This is a genomic window from Paraburkholderia sp. BL9I2N2, assembly GCF_004339745.1.
Lineage (GTDB): Bacteria > Pseudomonadota > Gammaproteobacteria > Burkholderiales > Burkholderiaceae > Paraburkholderia.
On sequence record NZ_SMGP01000001.1, the window covers coordinates 3,985,297 to 4,000,949 of the forward strand.

Sequence of the window (15,653 nt, forward strand, 5' to 3'; positions counted from 1 at the left end):
ACCCTTGGGGCAATCTGGCAAACGCACCCGGCGCGCAGCGCTCATCACGAGCGGCGGCGCGCCGGGGCGACAAAACTTCAGGCTTCGGTTCGGCGTCGCGGCGCGCGTGCTGCGTTGCCGCCGCGACTCACGCTATGCCGCTTACTTGACGTTCGCGCCGACCGCTTCGTCCCAGTGCTTCGTGATGGTGTCCTTGTACGCGTCCTGTTGCGAGAGCGTCGGGAACACCACGTTCTTGTAAGCCGACGGCGGCGGCAGCTTGTCGAGCAGCGCTTGCGGCACTTTCTTGCCGCTCACCAGTTCGTTGTAGCGCATCGGATGGCAGTAACCCTTCAGCCAGCCGATCTGGCCTTCGTCGGAGTACAGATACTCCATCCACAGCTTGGCTGCGTTCGGATGCGGGGCGTAGGCGCTGATCGCCTGAACATACACGCCGGCGACCACGCCCGTTTTCGGTACCACCACTTCCACCTTCGGATTGCCCTTCAGTGTGTCGCGGTCGGCCAGCGCGTTGTAGTCCCAACGCACGATGATCGGCGTAGTACCTTGCGCGAGCGATGCGGCCTTGCCGATCACCGGCACGAAGTTGCCGCTCTTGTTCAGGTTGGCGAAATACGTGAGGCCGGCCTGTCCGGCTTTGCTCGCATCGCCTTTGCTTTGCGACAGACCGGCGGCGTACACGGCTTGAATCGCCTGGTTGGCCGAGCGCGGGTCGCCGGCCAGCGAGACAGCGTTCTTATAGTCCGGCTTGAGCAGGTCGCTCCAGTCCGACGGCGCCTTGTCGATCATGTCGGCGTTGACTTCGAACGCGAGCACGCCGTAGTAATCGCCATACCAATAGCCGTCGGCATCCTTCGACTCTTTCGGAATCGAGTTCCACGTGGCGACCTTGTACGGCTGCAGCAGACCTTCCGCCTTCGCCGACGGACCGAACGACAGACCCACGTCGATCACGTCGGGCGCCTGCGGACCCTTGTTGCCCTTGTTCGCCTTGATGGCTTCGATTTCATCGCCCGAACCCGCATCCGGATTCAATTCGTTGATCTTGATGCCGTACTTCTTCTGAAAACCGGCCACCAGTTCACCGTAATTGCACCAGTCGTGCGGCAGCGCGATCACGGTGAGTTGGCCTTCCTGCTTGGCGGCGGCGATCAGTGCGTCGAGCGGCGCGGCCGAAGCGCTGCTGCTGACGCCGGCGGCGGTGACACCCGCAACGGCCGACATCGAAAGTATGCGAGCTAACGCGGTGCGGTTCATAGTCTTTCCCCATCCTCTGCCGAAATTGCTACGTTTGGAAAATTTCTAATTCGAGCTTCGGGGCGCGTCGTGCACTCCTGCACTTGCGCGCCCGCGCCATGTTCAGGCCGGGTTGGCCGGCGCCGAGAACATGTGGGGTCGCAGTGTATCGATGCGATCTGTACAAATCATGTCGACGCCCCATTGCGCGAGCAGTTGCGCGCGCGCCGTGTCGTTGACCGTGTAGGCGAGCACGCGCAGGCCGGCGCAGTGAATCTCCGCAACCAGCCGCTCCGTGAGATAGCGTTGGTTCGCGTGAAAGGACACGCAGTCCAGTTCACGCACGATGCGCAGCCAGTCGTCAGGCACCTCGTCGAACAGCATGCCGCGTTGCACCGACGGCGCGGCGTCGCGCGCCGCGGCCAGCGCCTCGAACGAAAACGACGACAGCAACGGCGGCGTCTGGCCTTGCCATAACGTCAGCGCGCCGCTTGCCACCAAAGTGCCGGTGATCTCGTCGCGGCCCGGACACGGTTTGATTTCGATGTTGGCGGCAATGCCGTCGCGCGCGCAACGCTCGGCCGCCTCGGCGAGCGTCGGCAAACGCGTGCCGGCGAACTGCGGTCCGTACCAGGCGCCGGCGTCGAGCGTTGCCAGTTGCTGCCATGTGTGTTCGGCGGCGGCGCCGTGGCCGTTGGTGGTCCGCTCGAGCGTGTCGTCGTGCAGCAGGAAGAGTTGGTTGTCGGCGGATAGCTTGGCGTCGAATTCGACCATGCGGTAGCCATAGCGCACGCAGGCGTCGAAACCGGCTAGCGTGTTTTCCGGCGCCAGCGTGCCGCCGCAGCGATGCGCAGCCAGTCGCGGATAAGGCCAGTCTGCGGATAAGGTGCGATTAATCCCGTTTCCCACGTCTCGTTACCTTTCAGATAGAGCGGGTTGACTATGCTCTCGACACGTTCCCGGCCATCACTGCTGCCTCGGCCATCATGATCCAGCGCGGCCTCATGCTGTCTCCACGCGCGAGCCCGTGCGTAGTATCGCGCTAAGGCGAGCGCGGCGATACCCGGGCGTACGCTGCATGTTCTCATCGCGCCGCACACTGCAATGTCATTGTCAGGATGACGAAGCGTGGAGTCATCCCGCAGCGCGAAACATCACCGGCCTATCGCCCGGACGGCAAACCCCAAGAGCCATTATGGCGACGGCACAGGTCAATCAAATTGCCAAAAACGCCGCGAAATGCTCGGAACCGGACATTTCAATTCCTTTTCGAACATTTGATGTTCGAAATAGACTCAGCGCTTCGATCTGCGAAGGCTAAGTTGAAATACACAAACTTGCAAGCTGCCAAAAAAATACAACACAATCCGGCTAAAGTAGTACGCTTGACATCCTCCGGACACACATTCGTGACCACGATGTCGCAGTTAAATACAAGCTGAATCAACGCGCGTACGCATCCAGGGAAAAATGCATGTGGCAGGAAGACCGGCATCAAAGAATTCGCGCGTTGCTGTCCACGCTGCAACGTGTGTCCACGGAACGGATCATGGCGGATCTCGGGGTGTCGCGCGAAACCGTGCGGCGCGACCTGCTCGATCTCGAAGCGCTAGGTGAACTGCGGCGCGTGCACGGCGGCGCGATCAAGCCCGCCGACGAAGCGCCGATCGCCGAACGCGCGCATATGCGTGTCAAATCCAAAACGGCGATTGCGAAGGCGGCTACGCGTTTGATCACGAGCGGCCAGACGCTTTTCATCGACGCCGGCACCACCACCGCCGCGCTAGCCGAAGAACTGGCGAAACTCGCGAACCTCACCATCGTCACCAATTCGATCGATGTCGCGTTGAAGATGCGCGGCGCAGTCGATCAAACCGAAGCCGCCAACGAAGTCATTCTGCTGGGCGGATCGATCAGCGACCGCGCCATGGCGACCACCGGCGCCACCACCGTGCTCGACATCCAGCGCTATCGCGCGGACCTCGCGCTGCTGTCGCCGGTCGGCATCGATCACCGGCATGGCGCGACCAACTACGATCACGCCGAAACCGAAGTCGCGCGCGCCATGGTCGCCAACGCGGACCGCGTGGTGATCCTCGCCGACTACAGCAAGATCGGCCAGCGCAGTCGTATCTCGTACTGCCCGGTCGAGCGGATCGACGTGCTCGTCACCAACAAAAAGGCGGCCGAAGCCGCCGAGTTTGCATCGCTGAAAAAGAAGCTCGAAGAGATCGTGCTCGCTTAGGGCTTGGGCCTTAGGTCAGAAGACTCGAGGTCTATTCCTTCACATGCATCGTGTCGAGCGAACGCTTGCGCAAGCGGGTGTCGTGCAACGCACCGGCTGCGTCGAGTACCGGATAGGCGGTCGAGCAGAACAACGAGTTGAGCCGCTTCATGTCGCTGATCAGATCGAGATGCAGCGCACTGGTTTCGATGCTTCGCAAGGTCTGTCCGGTGAGCCGGTCCAGATGGCGGTATGAATACGCGCGCTCCAGATCACGAAAGCGCTCCTTCTCCGCGAGCAGGCGCTCGGCGCAACGCAGATCGTTGTTCAGAAAGACCGACAAGCCAAGCTGCAAATTGCTGACGAGCCGCGCCTGCAAGTCGTCCAGTTCACCCAGCCCTTCCTCCGAAAACGACAGACGGTGGGCGATCTTCTTTTCCTCGATGTCGCGCACGATCCGCTCGATGATGTCGCCCGCATGCTCCAGGTTGATCGTCAATGAAATGATGTCGGTCCAGCGGCGGCTGTCGGCTTCGTCGAGTTGCTCGCGCGAGATCAGCGTCAGATAGGTTTTGACGGCGGCGTAGAGCTCGTCCACGTCGTCGTCCATGCGCGCCGTTTCGCGCGCTTTGTCCAGATTGTTGTTATGGATCAGGTCCGCGACGTTGTCGAGCATAGTGCGCACAATGTCGCCGATCCGCAGCACCTCGCGTGCGGCATGCGCGAGTGCAAGCGTCGGCGTGGACAGCGCCGCGGTATCCAGATGGAGCGGCCGCAGCTCGCCATTCGGCATCGGCCGGTCGGGCAAGATACGCACACAGACGCGCGCCACCGGATCGATCAGCGAGAGGCAGGCGCAGCAACGCAGCGTGTTGTAGATCAGATGGAAGCCGACCGTGGCTTCACGCGGATTCGCGATCAGCACCGGCAGACCGCGCGCGAGCAGCGAAGTGAACGGCAGGATCAGCAACGCGCCGGCCAGCTTGAACGCAAAGCTGCCCAACGCGAGACGCCGCGCCGCCGCGTTTTGTGCGACGGTGCCGAGGAGCGCGAGCAAGCCGCTGCCAAGATTAGCGCCGATCACGAGGCACAGGGCGACCTTCAGCGAAATCACACCGGACGAGGCGAGCGTCGCGGTCAGCAACACCGCGGCAAGGCTCGAATAGGACAGCATGGCGAACGCGGCGCCGACCAATGCGTCGAGCATGGTGTCGCCAGTCAGTGCACCGAACATCACGCGCACGCCGGCGCCTTGCATCATCGGCTGAGCAGCTTCGACGATCAGACGCAGCGCCAGCAGAATCAAGCCGAGGCCGATCAACGTTCGGCCGGCCTGGCCGAGACGGGTTTGCTTTCGCGAAAGGAACAGCGGCACGCCGAGCAGAATCAGGATCGGCGACAACCAGGACAGATCGAGTGTGAGGATCCGCGCCATCAACGCGGTGCCGACGTCGGCGCCGAGCATGATCGCGAGACCACTGGTGAGCGGCAATAGTCCCTGCGCCGCGAACGACGTGACGATCACCGCAGTGGCATTACTGCTTTGCACGAGACTCGTGACGCCAACACCCGAGAGGAAAGCTCGCCAGCGACTACTGGTGCTGCGCCCCAACACGCTGCGCAGGTCGGCGCCGAGGACTCGCAGGATGCCGGTGCGCACAATGTGCGAACCCCACACGAGGAGCGCCACACCGGCCAGAAGGTTTAGGAGAATCAACATAAGGCACTGCGCATCCGTTCCTGCTGCCATGACCCGAACCGCATGCCGCGCGAACCGGCACCCGGGGCGTATGACAGTAGTGTTGCACATTTTTGCCTTATTGTAATTTTGTGCTTTTAAATATAGGCTCGTGTCAAGCTGTGGATGGCTGTGTGCCGGCTCTTGGTCAGTCATACGGGGAGTTCGACCACTCGACCGCTCGCCCACTTAATCACGAGGACTCTGGATGAGCCGCAACCTTGCGTTGTTCGACCTGGATCACACGTTACTGCCGCTGGATAGCGATCAGGCGTGGGCCCACTTCATTGCGGGATTGGGTATAGAAGGCGCCGCGCGGCACGCGCAGGAAATCGACGATTACTACCGTCAATATGTGGCCGGCACGCTCGACATGGCTGCTTACCTGAACTACACGCTCGCGCCGCTTGCCCGCCACTCGCGCGAGCAGCTCGACACGTGGCATACGCAGTTCATGCAGCAGGTGATTGCGCCTGCGATCCTGCCGGCAGCGCGTGCGCTCGTACAACGCCATCTGGATGCGGGCGACCTGTGTTGCATCGTTACCGCCACTAATGTGTTCATCACGGAGCCCATCGGCAAGGCGCTCGGCTTCGAGCATCTGCTGGGAATCGAGCTTGGCACCGAAGGGGGCGATCCGTTGGCGCGCTTTACGGGAATGGCTGTCGGCACACCGACCTTTCGCGAAGGCAAGATCACGCGCACCGAGAGTTGGCTGGCCTCGCTCGGGCATCGTCTGCAGGATTTCCCGCAGAGCTGGTTCTATAGCGATTCGATCAACGACGTCCCGTTGCTGGAGCGCGTTACGAATCCGGTTGCGACCAATCCTGACGCGCGGCTGCGGGCGATCGCCACGGAACGCGGCTGGCCGGTGATTGAACTGTTTGCCTGAGTCTTGACCTGAGCCTGAGCCGCCGCGCTACGCGCGCCCTTTCCACGGCACGAGCCGCCGTTCCAGTGCACGCATACCGAGATCGAAGAGCCACGCGATCAGCCCGATCAACACGATGCCCATCACCACCACGTCGGTGCGTAGAAAGCTCGATGCGTTCAACACCATCTGACCCAGCCCCGCAGTGGCCGCAACCATTTCGGCGGCGACCAGCGTAGTCCAGCCGAAGCCGATCGCGATGCGCAGGCCGGTCAGAATCTCCGGCAACGCCGCAGGCAAAACCACGTGCCGCACGATCTGCGAGAAGCGGCCGCCCAGCGAATACGCCGCATGAATCTGCTCGATGGTCGCGCTGCGCACGCCGGCCCGCGCGGCCATGGCAATAGGTGCGAAGCAGGCCAGATAGATCACGACGATCTTCGCCGTTTCGTCGATGCCGAACCAGATCACCACGAGCGGTAGATAAGCGAGCGGCGGCAGCGGTCGATAGAACTCGAGCGGCGGATCGAGAAGGCCGCGCGCGACCCGGCTCACTCCCATCAGAATGCCGACCGGCACGGCCGTGACCGCAGCCAGCGCAAACGCGCCGAACACACGCAAGGCGCTCCACGCGAGATGCTCGGAGAGGGGCAAGCCGCCTTGAATGCGGCCGTGCCACGCGTCGAGAAATGCGCTCCACACCGCTTCGGGTGTGGGCAGAAATAGCGGCGGCAACCAGTGCAGATGCGTGGCAAGCCACCACAACGCCGCGAGCGTCGAGACCGAGACCGCGCTAAGCGCCGCGCTCGGACCTTCGCCCGGCAAACGCCAGCCGCGCACGGGCCGCACGGCCCGCTGCGGCCGCTTGCCGGCCTGGGCGAGCGGCACCTTGCCCAAAGATTCCCGCGAAGCCGTCACGACAGCACCTCTTCCTGATTGCGCTCATGCAGCCGATGCACCAGCCGCTCGCGCCATTCGATGAAATCCGCCGACGACTTCACCGCACGTGCGTCGCGTGTCTGTAGAAAACGCCGCGCGAACGGCAAGTCGTAGCTATCGGCGATGCGGCCCGGGCCCGGCGTCATGACGACGAGACGGGTCGCGAGAAAAAGCGCCTCCTCGACGCTGTGCGTGATGAAGAACACCGTTTTGCGCGTGCGGCCCCAGACATCGAGTACGAGTTCCTGCATCGACTCGCGCGTCATGGCGTCGAGCGCGCCCATCGGTTCGTCCATCAGCAGCACGTGCGGATCGCTTGCGAGTGCACGGGCGATACCCACACGCTGCTGCATGCCGCCCGACAACTCATAGACCCGCGAGCGCGCATGCTTCTCAAGCCCGACGAGCGTCAGCATCTCGAACGCAATGCGCTCGCGCTCCGCCTTCGGCACGCGCTGAAAGCGCAAACCGAGCGCGACGTTGTCGAGCACGTCGAGCCACGGCATCAACGCGTACTTCTGGAACACGACGCCACGGTCCGCGCCCGGCCCGAGCACGGGCTCGCCGTTCAGCCGCACCTCGCCTTCCGTCGGCGGGATGAAGCCGGCAATGCAATTGAGCAAGGTCGTCTTGCCGCAACCCGACGCGCCCAGCGCGACCACGAACTCGCCGGGTTCGATACGCAGATCGACATCGGCCAGCGCGACGTGCGGCGCCGCGCCGCGCGCGCCTTCGTAGGCGACGTGCAGTCGCCGGATTTCAAGACCGCTCATCGCCGCACCTCATGATGTCGATAGGAGACAGCGCGCGACGATCAATGCGCCGCGCGTTGCACGAACTGCGGATCGACGCCGGTCGAATAGTCGGCCAGCACGTTCTGGATCGTGCCTTGGGTCTTAAGAAACGCCGCGGTGGCGGCCAGCGACTTCGCCGCACCCGATTGCGCGCCGCCGCCAAGCCATGCATTCGAAGCCTGTTGGGCCGGCGTCGGGAACGCGTACAACGCGAGGCTCGCCGGCACTTCCTGCGCGTTCGCGCCGGACTCTTTGGCGACCGCCTCGACCTGCGGCGACGCTGCCGTCCATGCCGACGTGTGATCGCGGTAATTCGCGTCCGTCGCGGCCAGCACCTTCACGAAGCGCGCGACGAACTCGGCGTTCTGACTGGCGAACTTGCGATCGACGACGAAACCGTCGAAGGTCGCCTTGCCGGTCTGCTGCGCAACCTGACCCGAGGTGATGAGCACCTTGCCGTTCTTCTTGACCTTGGCGAGCACCGGGTCCCAGATATACGTCGCGTCGATGTCGCCGCGCTCCCACGCCGCCGCGACTTCAGGCGGACGCAAGTTGACGATCTTGACATCGGACGTATTCACGCCCGCGCTCTGCAACGCGACCAGCGTGTGAAAGTGCGACGTCGACACGAACGGCACGCCGATTTTCTTGCCTTTGAGACCGGCGACGCTCGTTACATTGGAGCCGTCGCGTGCGACTAGCGCTTCGGCGTCGTTGATACTGTCGAGAATCCAGAACAGCGAAATATCCACGCCTTGCGACAAACCCGCTGCGATCGGGCTCGAACCGGCTTCACCGAGTTGCACCGAGCCGGACGCAAGCGCGCGGATCACGTCGGCGCCGCTGCCGAGTTTGCGATAGGTGACCTTGTAGCCGGTGGCTTTCTCCACTTCGCCGGTGGCCTGCGCGTAGCGCCACGGCACCACCATGTCCTGATACGCGATCACGACTTCTTTGGTGTCGGCGTGCGCCGTGGAAACAAACGATGCGGACAGTGCAAGCAGCGTAGCGAACGCGGCAAGCGGACGGCGGAAGCGGTTCATCGGAATGCCCCTTGAGCAGGTGTTGTTCGGGAGGCTTTCGACTATAGGCAGTTTGTTCGCGGCCGGTTCTAATTAATCCGCGATTGCTAATCACGCTGTTCGAGCATTGCTTTTCACGTTCGGTTGGTTAGCGGCGACTGCTGTTGCGGGGGGCGGACGGTTCCAGCGAATGATGCGGATCGTGGCGCTTTTGCGCAAGCTGGCCGTTCGGCAGATTGACCTGCAATTGACCGGAGCGGGATCATCTTTGCGTCGCCAAAGCTTCGCATTCCTATGATCGATTTTATTGGGCGCATTTGCTGGTTGCTTTTCAACGTCGGCGTGCCAGTGTGCGCGCCCTTTGCGCTGCTGCCTCTGTTGAGCTTCTCGCGCTTCTATCGGGAGTCGTCGAAAGGGATTGCGATACGTTCCGTGCAGAACGGACAACTTCTCTGGGTCGTCATTTCGATGTGCGCCAGCGCGTGCTACGAGATCGGCAGCGCGCTGGGCGAGGCTTCGACAAATAGCACGCTGGCCTTCATGCTGGCCGGATTGCTCTGGCATGTTCTGTTTCTCGTCGTGGCGTCCATCCTCGTCACGTTCGGCGCGGCTGACTCGGCACCGCATCTTGATTATCATCGCGGCGACGAGGCACGCGAACGAAGGTTGATGTGGACATCGGCGATCATGACTGCAGCGGTGGTTGCCTCATTTGCCCTATCTCATTATTCGTTAAACTAACTAATTGGCAATCGTCAGAGCTATACTTTCAAGCATATCTAACAGGGAGAACTTAAATGCCCAATCTGATCGACTACGTCATGGAAAATCGCGAACTGCGCAATCGCCTGATCGAACTTGCCGCTCCTTTTTCAATCATCGGTAGCACGATTGCCTCGATCTGCATGCTGCTCGCACGGCATTACCGGTAACGCTTCGCAGAGAAGCGCAAAGATGCGCAGTGCCGGCAGTCAAAGTCTGACCGTCCAAAAGAAAAAGCCTGCAACACGCGCAGGCTTTTCTCAAACTGACAGCTCTAGCTAAGACATTCAGACCACGCCAGCTCCATGCGCCTGCAAATCGGCGTGGTAGCTCGAACGGACCATCGCGCCCACGGCTGCGTGTGTGAAACCCATCTTGTACGCTTCTTCCTCGTACATCTTGAACGTGTCCGGATGCACGTACGAGCGCACCGGCAGATGGTGTTCCGACGGTTGCAGGTACTGGCCGATCGTCAGCATGTCCACGTCGTGTTCGCGCAGGTCGCGCATCACTTGCAGAATCTCTTCTTCGGTTTCGCCGAGGCCGACCATCAGACCGGACTTGGTGGCGACGTCAGGGTGCAGCGCCTTGAAGTCCTTCAGCAGCTTCAGCGAATGCGCGTAGTCGGAACCCGGGCGCGCTTCCTTGTACAGACGCGGCACCGTTTCGAGGTTGTGATTCATCACATCGGGCGGAGCGGCGTTCAGAATACCGAGCGCGCGATCCAGACGGCCGCGGAAGTCCGGCGTCAGAATTTCGATGCGCGTCTCGGGCGAAAGCTCGCGCGTCTGACGGATACATTCCACGAAGTGGGCCGCACCGCCGTCGCGCAAATCGTCGCGGTCGACGCTGGTGATCACCACATACTTCAGCTTCAGCGCGGCGATGGTGCGCGCGAGGTTACCCGGCTCGTCCACATCGAGTGGATCCGGGCGGCCGTGGCCGACGTCGCAGAATGGGCAGCGGCGCGTGCACTTGTCGCCCATGATCATGAAGGTCGCCGTGCCCTTGCCGAAGCATTCGCCAATGTTCGGGCAGCTCGCCTCTTCACACACCGTATGAAGATTGTGCTCGCGCAGAATCTGCTTGATTTCGTAGAAGCGAGAATTGCCGGTCGCCGCTTTGACGCGGATCCAGTCGGGTTTCTTCAGCTTTTCGATCGGGATGATCTTGATCGGAATACGGGCGGTCTTGGCTTGCGCCTTCTGCTTCGCGGTGGCGTCGTAGGCGGCGGCCGGCACGGCGTCAGGAGTGGGGGAAGCTGCGAGGTTCGCGGTAACGTCAGTCATTCGTTCGGTCCAGTCAGGCGGTGAGGGCACCGGCCTGTGGTTGGGCGACGGCCGCGGGACTGCCGTCGAGGTTTGCGGTGAGGCGTTCTGCAAAGGTACGGGCCACGTCGTCCCAGCCGGCGGCCACGCCGAGCGTGGCCATATCGACTGTTTCGAGCCCTGCGTAGCCACATGGATTGATGGCCAGAAACGGCCGCAAATCCATGTTCACGTTCAGGCTCACGCCGTGATAGCTGCAGCCGTTGCGGATCTTCAAACCCAGCGCCGCAATCTTGGCGCCGGCGTGCAGCCCGGCGTCCGGCCCGGGCGCCACGTAGATACCGGGAGCGCCCGCCTTTCGTTCTCCGGCGAGATTATACGCCGCAAGGGTGTCGATCACGGCTTGCTCGATCCGCGTGACCAACTCGCGCACCATCAACTTGCGGCGGCGCAGATCGAGCAGCAGGTAGGCCACCACCTGGCCGGGCCCGTGATACGTGATCTGCCCTCCCCGGTCGACTTTGACCAGAGGAATGCCGCTGTCGGCGGCGAGCAGATGGGCGGGATCGCCCGCCTGGCCTAGCGTGAAGACGGGTGGGTGTTCGACCAGCCAGATTTCGTCGAGAGTGTCGGCCGTGCGCCCGTCTGTGAACGCGCGCATGGCTTCGAAACTGGCTTGATAGGGTTCGCGGCCACGCCAGCGCAGCGTGAGCGGCACCGCGAGGGGCAAGGGAGTCGGGGAAACCGGGGTGGCGCACATGATCCCGGCAGTTTACCGAAATCTGGGAATTCCCGCCGGAGGCGGCTACATTAGGAAGTGTCAAATCGCGGCGGCGTGGTCGAGCCGGGCCGCCGCCAGAATCAATCGCGCGGCGCGCCATTCCGCCGAACCGGCGCGGCGCGCGCCACGTCCTTCGATCAAACCGTGCGCCAGCCGCCTCGCATACGCGCCGCCAACCGTTCGCCGATGCGCGCAAACCAGTTCAGCGCACGCTCGTCGCAGCGCGTCGGCACGGAAAACGCCACTCTCGCCTGTCCGTTGCCCTCGGCGCTCAACCACAACCGTTCGCCGCGCCGCAGTCTCAGCGTATGGCCGGGCTGCAGCCAGTAGTCTTCCGTATCGTCGCTGCGCGTGACCCACACCGCCCCGCCACGAACGACCAGCTTGGTGCTGCGCGCCACCTTCAGGGGAACTGTTTCGCCACTGCGGATTTCAAACGCGATGCTAGAGGAAATTTCTCGCATGATGCCCTCGCCAAAAATCGTTTCATGACTACAATCCTAGGCGTAACAAGGGTTTACGCAAAACGATCTATTTTCACCTCTATGTGAGAAATATTGCCATGGACCTTCGGCAATTACCGCCACTGAACGCGATCAAGGCATTCGAGGCCGCCGCCCGCCACGAAAGCTTTTCGCGCGCCGCCGACGAACTGTTCGTCACCCACGGCGCCGTCAGCCACCAGATTCGCGCGCTCGAGGCCGAACTGGGCGTCTCGCTGTTCGCTCGTGACGGCAAGCGCGTGCGGCTCACCGAGACCGGCCGGCGCTACGCTACGCACGTGCGCTCGGCGCTGATGGCGCTCGCCGATGCCACTCGCGAAATCCGCGCCGGCGACCGCGAGCGGCGGCTGGTGGTGTCCATGCTGTCGTCGTTTGCGGCGCGCTGGGTGACGCCGCGCGTGGGCAGCTTTATCGAGGCGCATCCGCAGTGGGATCTCGAACTGCTGTCCACCAACGCGCTCACGGACTTTGCGCGCGACGACGTCGACGTGGCAATCCGTTTCGGCTTCGGCAAATATTCGGGTTTGCATTCGGAGTTGCTGCTGGAGGAGATTTTCTTTCCCGCCTGCGCGCCGAACTTCAACGGCGGCAAGCTGCCGAAAACGCCGGCCGATCTAGCGAAAGTCCCGCTCCTGCGCTCCGATGACGAACTCTGGCGCCCCTGGTTCGACGCCGCCGGCCTCACCGACTGGCCCGAGCCGAAGCGCGGCGTGCTGTATCAGGATTCGTCGAACCTGTTGCAGGCGGCCATCGACGGCCAAGGCGTCGCGCTCACGCGACGCTCGCTGGCCATGCACGAGATCGCGGCGGGCCGCCTCGTGCGGCTATTCGATGTGGATGGGCCGAGCCCGTGGCAGTACTACCTCATCTGCCCGCCGCAGATGCTCGAGACCGCCCGCGTGAAAGCGTTTCGCGACTGGGTGTTTGAGGAGGTGGGACGCTTCAAGCAGCTTTTCGACCGGGCTTGCGAGTTGAGACCCGCCGCAAGCACCGATCTGTCCGCGGACGCATTGCGCGTCACGCCGTAATACGAACGAGGCGGCGAGCGGGGCTTAAAGCACCACTTTGACCATCGGATGGCCGGTGAGCGCGCGATAGATATCGTCGAGCTGCTCACGGCTCGTGGCGCGCACCGTGACCGTCAGGCCCGTATAGTTGCCGCCGCTGGACGGCCGCGTTTCGATGCGCGAGGCATCGACTTCATTGTCGAACTGCCGCACAACCGTGACGATCGTCTCGGCGAACTCGGGATGCGATTTGCCCATGATCTTGATCGGGAAATCGCAAGGAAACTCAAACAGTGACTCGTTCACGGGACTCATTCTCTACTCCTTGCTGCGCCTCGCGCGCTTCCTGGGTCTTGGCTCGCTGATAAGCAGCGTATAGCGCCGCAAAGACCGCGCCCGGCTTGCCCTCGCCGATCGCTTGGCCGTCGAGTTGCGTGACCGGCAGCACTTCCTTGGTTGCGGAACTGACGATGATCTCGTCAGCCGCGCGCAGTTCGGCTTCGCTAATCTCACGCGCTTCGAAACGGATGCCGCACTCGCCCGTCAGTTCCTCAATCAGACCGTAGCGGATCCCTTCGAGGATCTTGTGGCTGCGCGGCGGCGCGGACAACACGCCGTCCTTCACCATCCACACATTCGACGACGATCCCTCGGTCAGCATGCCGTCGCGAAACTGGATCGTCTCGAACGCGTCGTTCTCGGCGGCATATTGCGCCATCAGCACATTGCCGAGCAGCGACACGGACTTGATGTCGCAATTGAGCCAGCGACGATCTTCCGCGCTCACGCAACGCACGCCTTGCGCGCGCTGCGCCGCGTTCGGTAGGTTCAGCGGCGTGACCATCACGAACACGGTCGGCCGGATGCCGGCTGGAAACGCGTGACCGCGTTTGGCGACACCACGCGTGACCTGAATATAGGCAATTGCGTCCTGATCGGCACGCAGACCGCCGTCCGCCTCGTTCGCCGCGACCACGCGCTCGATCAGCGCGCGCCAGCCGGCGTCGTCGAACGGATTGACGATGCCGATCTTGTCGACGGAACGCGCGAGCCGCGCCAGGTGCTGCTGGAAGCGAAACGGCGTACGGCCGCGCGCGGCCCCGGTTTGCGCATACAACGGCGCGACTTCGTAAATGCCGTCGCCGAAAATGAAGCCGCGGTCGAGAACCGGCACGCGCGCTTCGGACAACGGCACCAACTCGCCGTTCAGATAGACAATCGGATCAGGCGACACATCGGAAACAGCGGTCATCGCAATCGGGCTCTTACTTCTTCTTGTTGAACATGAGCATCAGGGAATCCCACACGCGGCCCACCACGCCGGCTTGCGGCACAGCCTGCAACGCCACGATCGGGAACTGCGCCAACACCTTGCCGTCGGCAACCAGCTTCGCCGTACCGACCTGCTGACCGTTCGCGATCGGTGCGATCAGCGGATCGACCTGCTCGATCTGCGGCTTCACCTTGTCGCCCATGCCCTTCGGCACGGTGATGTACTGATCGCTCTTCACGCCGATCTGCACGGTGTCCTGCGCACCCTTGTAGACGCGCGGCGTGCCCACCACCTGATTCGCCTTGTACAGACGCACCGTGTCGTACGCGCTGTAGCCGTAATTCAGCATCTTCAGGCTGTCCTGCACGCGGTCGTGTTCCTTGGTCTCGCCCATCATGACCGAGACGAGACGGCGCGACGCGTCGGTCGCGCCCGGCAGCGAACGCTTCGCGCTCGCGATCAGGCAGTAACCGGCGGCTTGCGTGTGACCGGTCTTCAGACCGTCGACCGTCGGGTCGATCCACAGCAGGCGGTTGCGGTTCGGCTGCTTGATCTTGTTGTACGTGAAATCCCTGACCGAGAAGATGTTGTAGTAGTCAGGGAAGTCGCGAATCAGACGCGCCGACAGCACCGCGAGGTCGCCCGCCGTGGTGTAGTGCTGCGGATCGGGCATGCCGTTCACATCGGCGAAATGCGTGTTCTTCATGCCGAGGCGCTGCGCTTCCGTGTTCATCATGTTGACGAACTGCGACTCGCTGCCGCCGACCAGTTCGGCCAGCGCGATCGCCGCGTCGTTACCCGACTGGACGATCATGCCGTACACCAGATCGTGCACGGTCACCGGCTTGTTCGCTTCGATGAACATGCGCGATTCGTCGGTGCGCACGCGGCGCACCGCTTCGCTCGGCATGACCGTCTGGTCCATGTTGATCTTCTTCGTCTGCAGTGCTTCGAAGACGAGGTACGCCGTCATCAGCTTGGTCAGCGACGCCGGTTCCACGCGCTCGTCGGGGTTGCCCGAGGCGAGCACCTGGTTGCTGGTCGCGTCGACGAGCACCCATGAGCGCGCGTTCACGGCCGGCGGCGGCACCTGCGCAAATGCGGTGCTGGCGACGAGCGTGGCCGGCAGCACGACACCGAGGGTCACGGCACGGCTAAGCGCGGAAGGAACGAAGGAAGCAACTGAAGGGAATGACGTGCGGCCGGAGGTGGAGAAACGCATAGGGTCGATTGGT

At 62.7% G+C, this 15,653-nt stretch carries 17 protein-coding genes; 5 read left to right on the forward strand and 12 right to left on the reverse strand.

The genetic code is table 11. From position 1 onward, the window contains the following. Positions 1–141: 141 nt before the first annotated feature. Positions 142–1,257 carry an ABC transporter substrate-binding protein gene (locus B0G74_RS18320; protein WP_132376217.1) on the reverse strand — a complete coding sequence of 372 codons (1,116 nt, stop codon included), beginning with the start codon at positions 1,255–1,257 and terminating at the stop codon, positions 142–144. A gap of 102 nt (positions 1,258–1,359) precedes the next feature. Next, the gene (gene ugpQ, locus B0G74_RS18325; RefSeq protein WP_132376218.1) at positions 1,360–2,145 is read right to left on the reverse strand and encodes a glycerophosphodiester phosphodiesterase; all 786 of its coding nucleotides are present in this window, start codon (positions 2,143–2,145) and stop codon (positions 1,360–1,362) included. Between the two features lie 565 nt (positions 2,146–2,710). Here ugpQ and B0G74_RS18330 point away from each other — a divergent pair. After that, on the forward strand, positions 2,711–3,481 hold the full coding sequence (locus tag B0G74_RS18330) for a DeoR/GlpR family DNA-binding transcription regulator (RefSeq protein WP_132376219.1): 771 nt from the start codon (positions 2,711–2,713) through the stop codon (positions 3,479–3,481). A gap of 31 nt (positions 3,482–3,512) precedes the next feature. Here the strand turns inward: B0G74_RS18330 and B0G74_RS18335 are convergent, their stop codons facing one another. Then, on the reverse strand, positions 3,513–5,180 hold the full coding sequence (locus B0G74_RS18335; protein WP_132376220.1) for a Na/Pi cotransporter family protein: 1,668 nt from the start codon (positions 5,178–5,180) through the stop codon (positions 3,513–3,515). Between the two features lie 226 nt (positions 5,181–5,406). Between B0G74_RS18335 and B0G74_RS18340 the strand changes: the two genes are divergently transcribed. Continuing rightward, the gene (locus B0G74_RS18340) at positions 5,407–6,090 is read left to right on the forward strand and encodes an HAD family hydrolase (protein WP_132376221.1); all 684 of its coding nucleotides are present in this window, start codon (positions 5,407–5,409) and stop codon (positions 6,088–6,090) included. Positions 6,091–6,117: 27 nt separating this feature from the next. Here the strand turns inward: B0G74_RS18340 and B0G74_RS18345 are convergent, their stop codons facing one another. From B0G74_RS18345 to tauA, 3 genes are read right to left on the reverse strand one after another with little or no spacing between them, the layout of a single operon-like run. Continuing rightward, positions 6,118–6,957, reverse strand: coding sequence for an ABC transporter permease subunit (locus tag B0G74_RS18345; protein ID WP_243658269.1), 840 nt, complete (start codon positions 6,955–6,957; stop codon positions 6,118–6,120). Positions 6,958–6,983: 26 nt separating this feature from the next. Beyond that, positions 6,984–7,781, reverse strand: coding sequence for an ABC transporter ATP-binding protein (locus B0G74_RS18350; RefSeq protein ID WP_132376223.1), 798 nt, complete (start codon positions 7,779–7,781; stop codon positions 6,984–6,986). A 41-nt stretch (positions 7,782–7,822) separates the two neighbouring features. Beyond that, entirely contained in the window at positions 7,823–8,845 is a 1,023-nt protein-coding gene (tauA, locus tag B0G74_RS18355; protein ID WP_132376224.1) for a taurine ABC transporter substrate-binding protein, read from the reverse strand. Between the two features lie 273 nt (positions 8,846–9,118). Here tauA and B0G74_RS18360 point away from each other — a divergent pair, with 273 nt between their 5' ends. Next, positions 9,119–9,565, forward strand: coding sequence for a hypothetical protein (locus B0G74_RS18360; RefSeq protein WP_132376225.1), 447 nt, complete (start codon positions 9,119–9,121; stop codon positions 9,563–9,565). Between the two features lie 56 nt (positions 9,566–9,621). Then, positions 9,622–9,756 carry a hypothetical protein gene (locus B0G74_RS47475; protein ID WP_279388592.1) on the forward strand — a complete coding sequence of 45 codons (135 nt, stop codon included), beginning with the start codon at positions 9,622–9,624 and terminating at the stop codon, positions 9,754–9,756. Positions 9,757–9,873: 117 nt separating this feature from the next. Here the strand turns inward: B0G74_RS47475 and lipA are convergent, their stop codons facing one another. The 3 genes from lipA to B0G74_RS18375 form a co-directional block, all read right to left on the reverse strand. Then, complete coding sequence (gene lipA, locus B0G74_RS18365) at positions 9,874–10,875, reverse strand: lipoyl synthase (RefSeq protein WP_132376226.1); 1,002 nt, start codon at positions 10,873–10,875, stop codon at positions 9,874–9,876. Between the two features lie 13 nt (positions 10,876–10,888). Further along, on the reverse strand, positions 10,889–11,614 hold the full coding sequence (gene lipB, locus B0G74_RS18370; RefSeq protein WP_132376227.1) for a lipoyl(octanoyl) transferase LipB: 726 nt from the start codon (positions 11,612–11,614) through the stop codon (positions 10,889–10,891). A gap of 158 nt (positions 11,615–11,772) precedes the next feature. After that, positions 11,773–12,099, reverse strand: coding sequence for a DUF2917 domain-containing protein (locus B0G74_RS18375; RefSeq protein WP_132376228.1), 327 nt, complete (start codon positions 12,097–12,099; stop codon positions 11,773–11,775). Positions 12,100–12,197: 98 nt separating this feature from the next. Between B0G74_RS18375 and B0G74_RS18380 the strand changes: the two genes are divergently transcribed. Continuing rightward, positions 12,198–13,166, forward strand: a complete 969-nt coding sequence (locus B0G74_RS18380; RefSeq protein WP_132376229.1) for a transcriptional regulator GcvA — start codon at positions 12,198–12,200, stop codon at positions 13,164–13,166. A gap of 24 nt (positions 13,167–13,190) precedes the next feature. On the opposite strand, the gene B0G74_RS18385 is transcribed toward B0G74_RS18380, so the two are convergent. Genes B0G74_RS18385 through B0G74_RS18395 form a run of 3 tightly spaced genes read right to left on the reverse strand, consistent with a single transcriptional unit; the run spans position 13,191 to position 15,640 of the window. Further along, the gene (locus B0G74_RS18385) at positions 13,191–13,460 is read right to left on the reverse strand and encodes a DUF493 family protein (protein WP_132376230.1); all 270 of its coding nucleotides are present in this window, start codon (positions 13,458–13,460) and stop codon (positions 13,191–13,193) included. Further along, positions 13,432–14,397 (reverse strand): D-amino acid aminotransferase, encoded by a 966-nt coding sequence (locus B0G74_RS18390; protein WP_132376231.1) that lies wholly within the window; start codon positions 14,395–14,397, stop codon positions 13,432–13,434. Before B0G74_RS18390 ends, B0G74_RS18385 begins: the two co-directional genes overlap by 29 nt. 13 nt (positions 14,398–14,410) lie before the next feature. Then, positions 14,411–15,640, reverse strand: a complete 1,230-nt coding sequence (locus B0G74_RS18395) for a D-alanyl-D-alanine carboxypeptidase family protein (RefSeq protein WP_132376232.1) — start codon at positions 15,638–15,640, stop codon at positions 14,411–14,413. Positions 15,641–15,653: the final 13 nt, after the last annotated feature.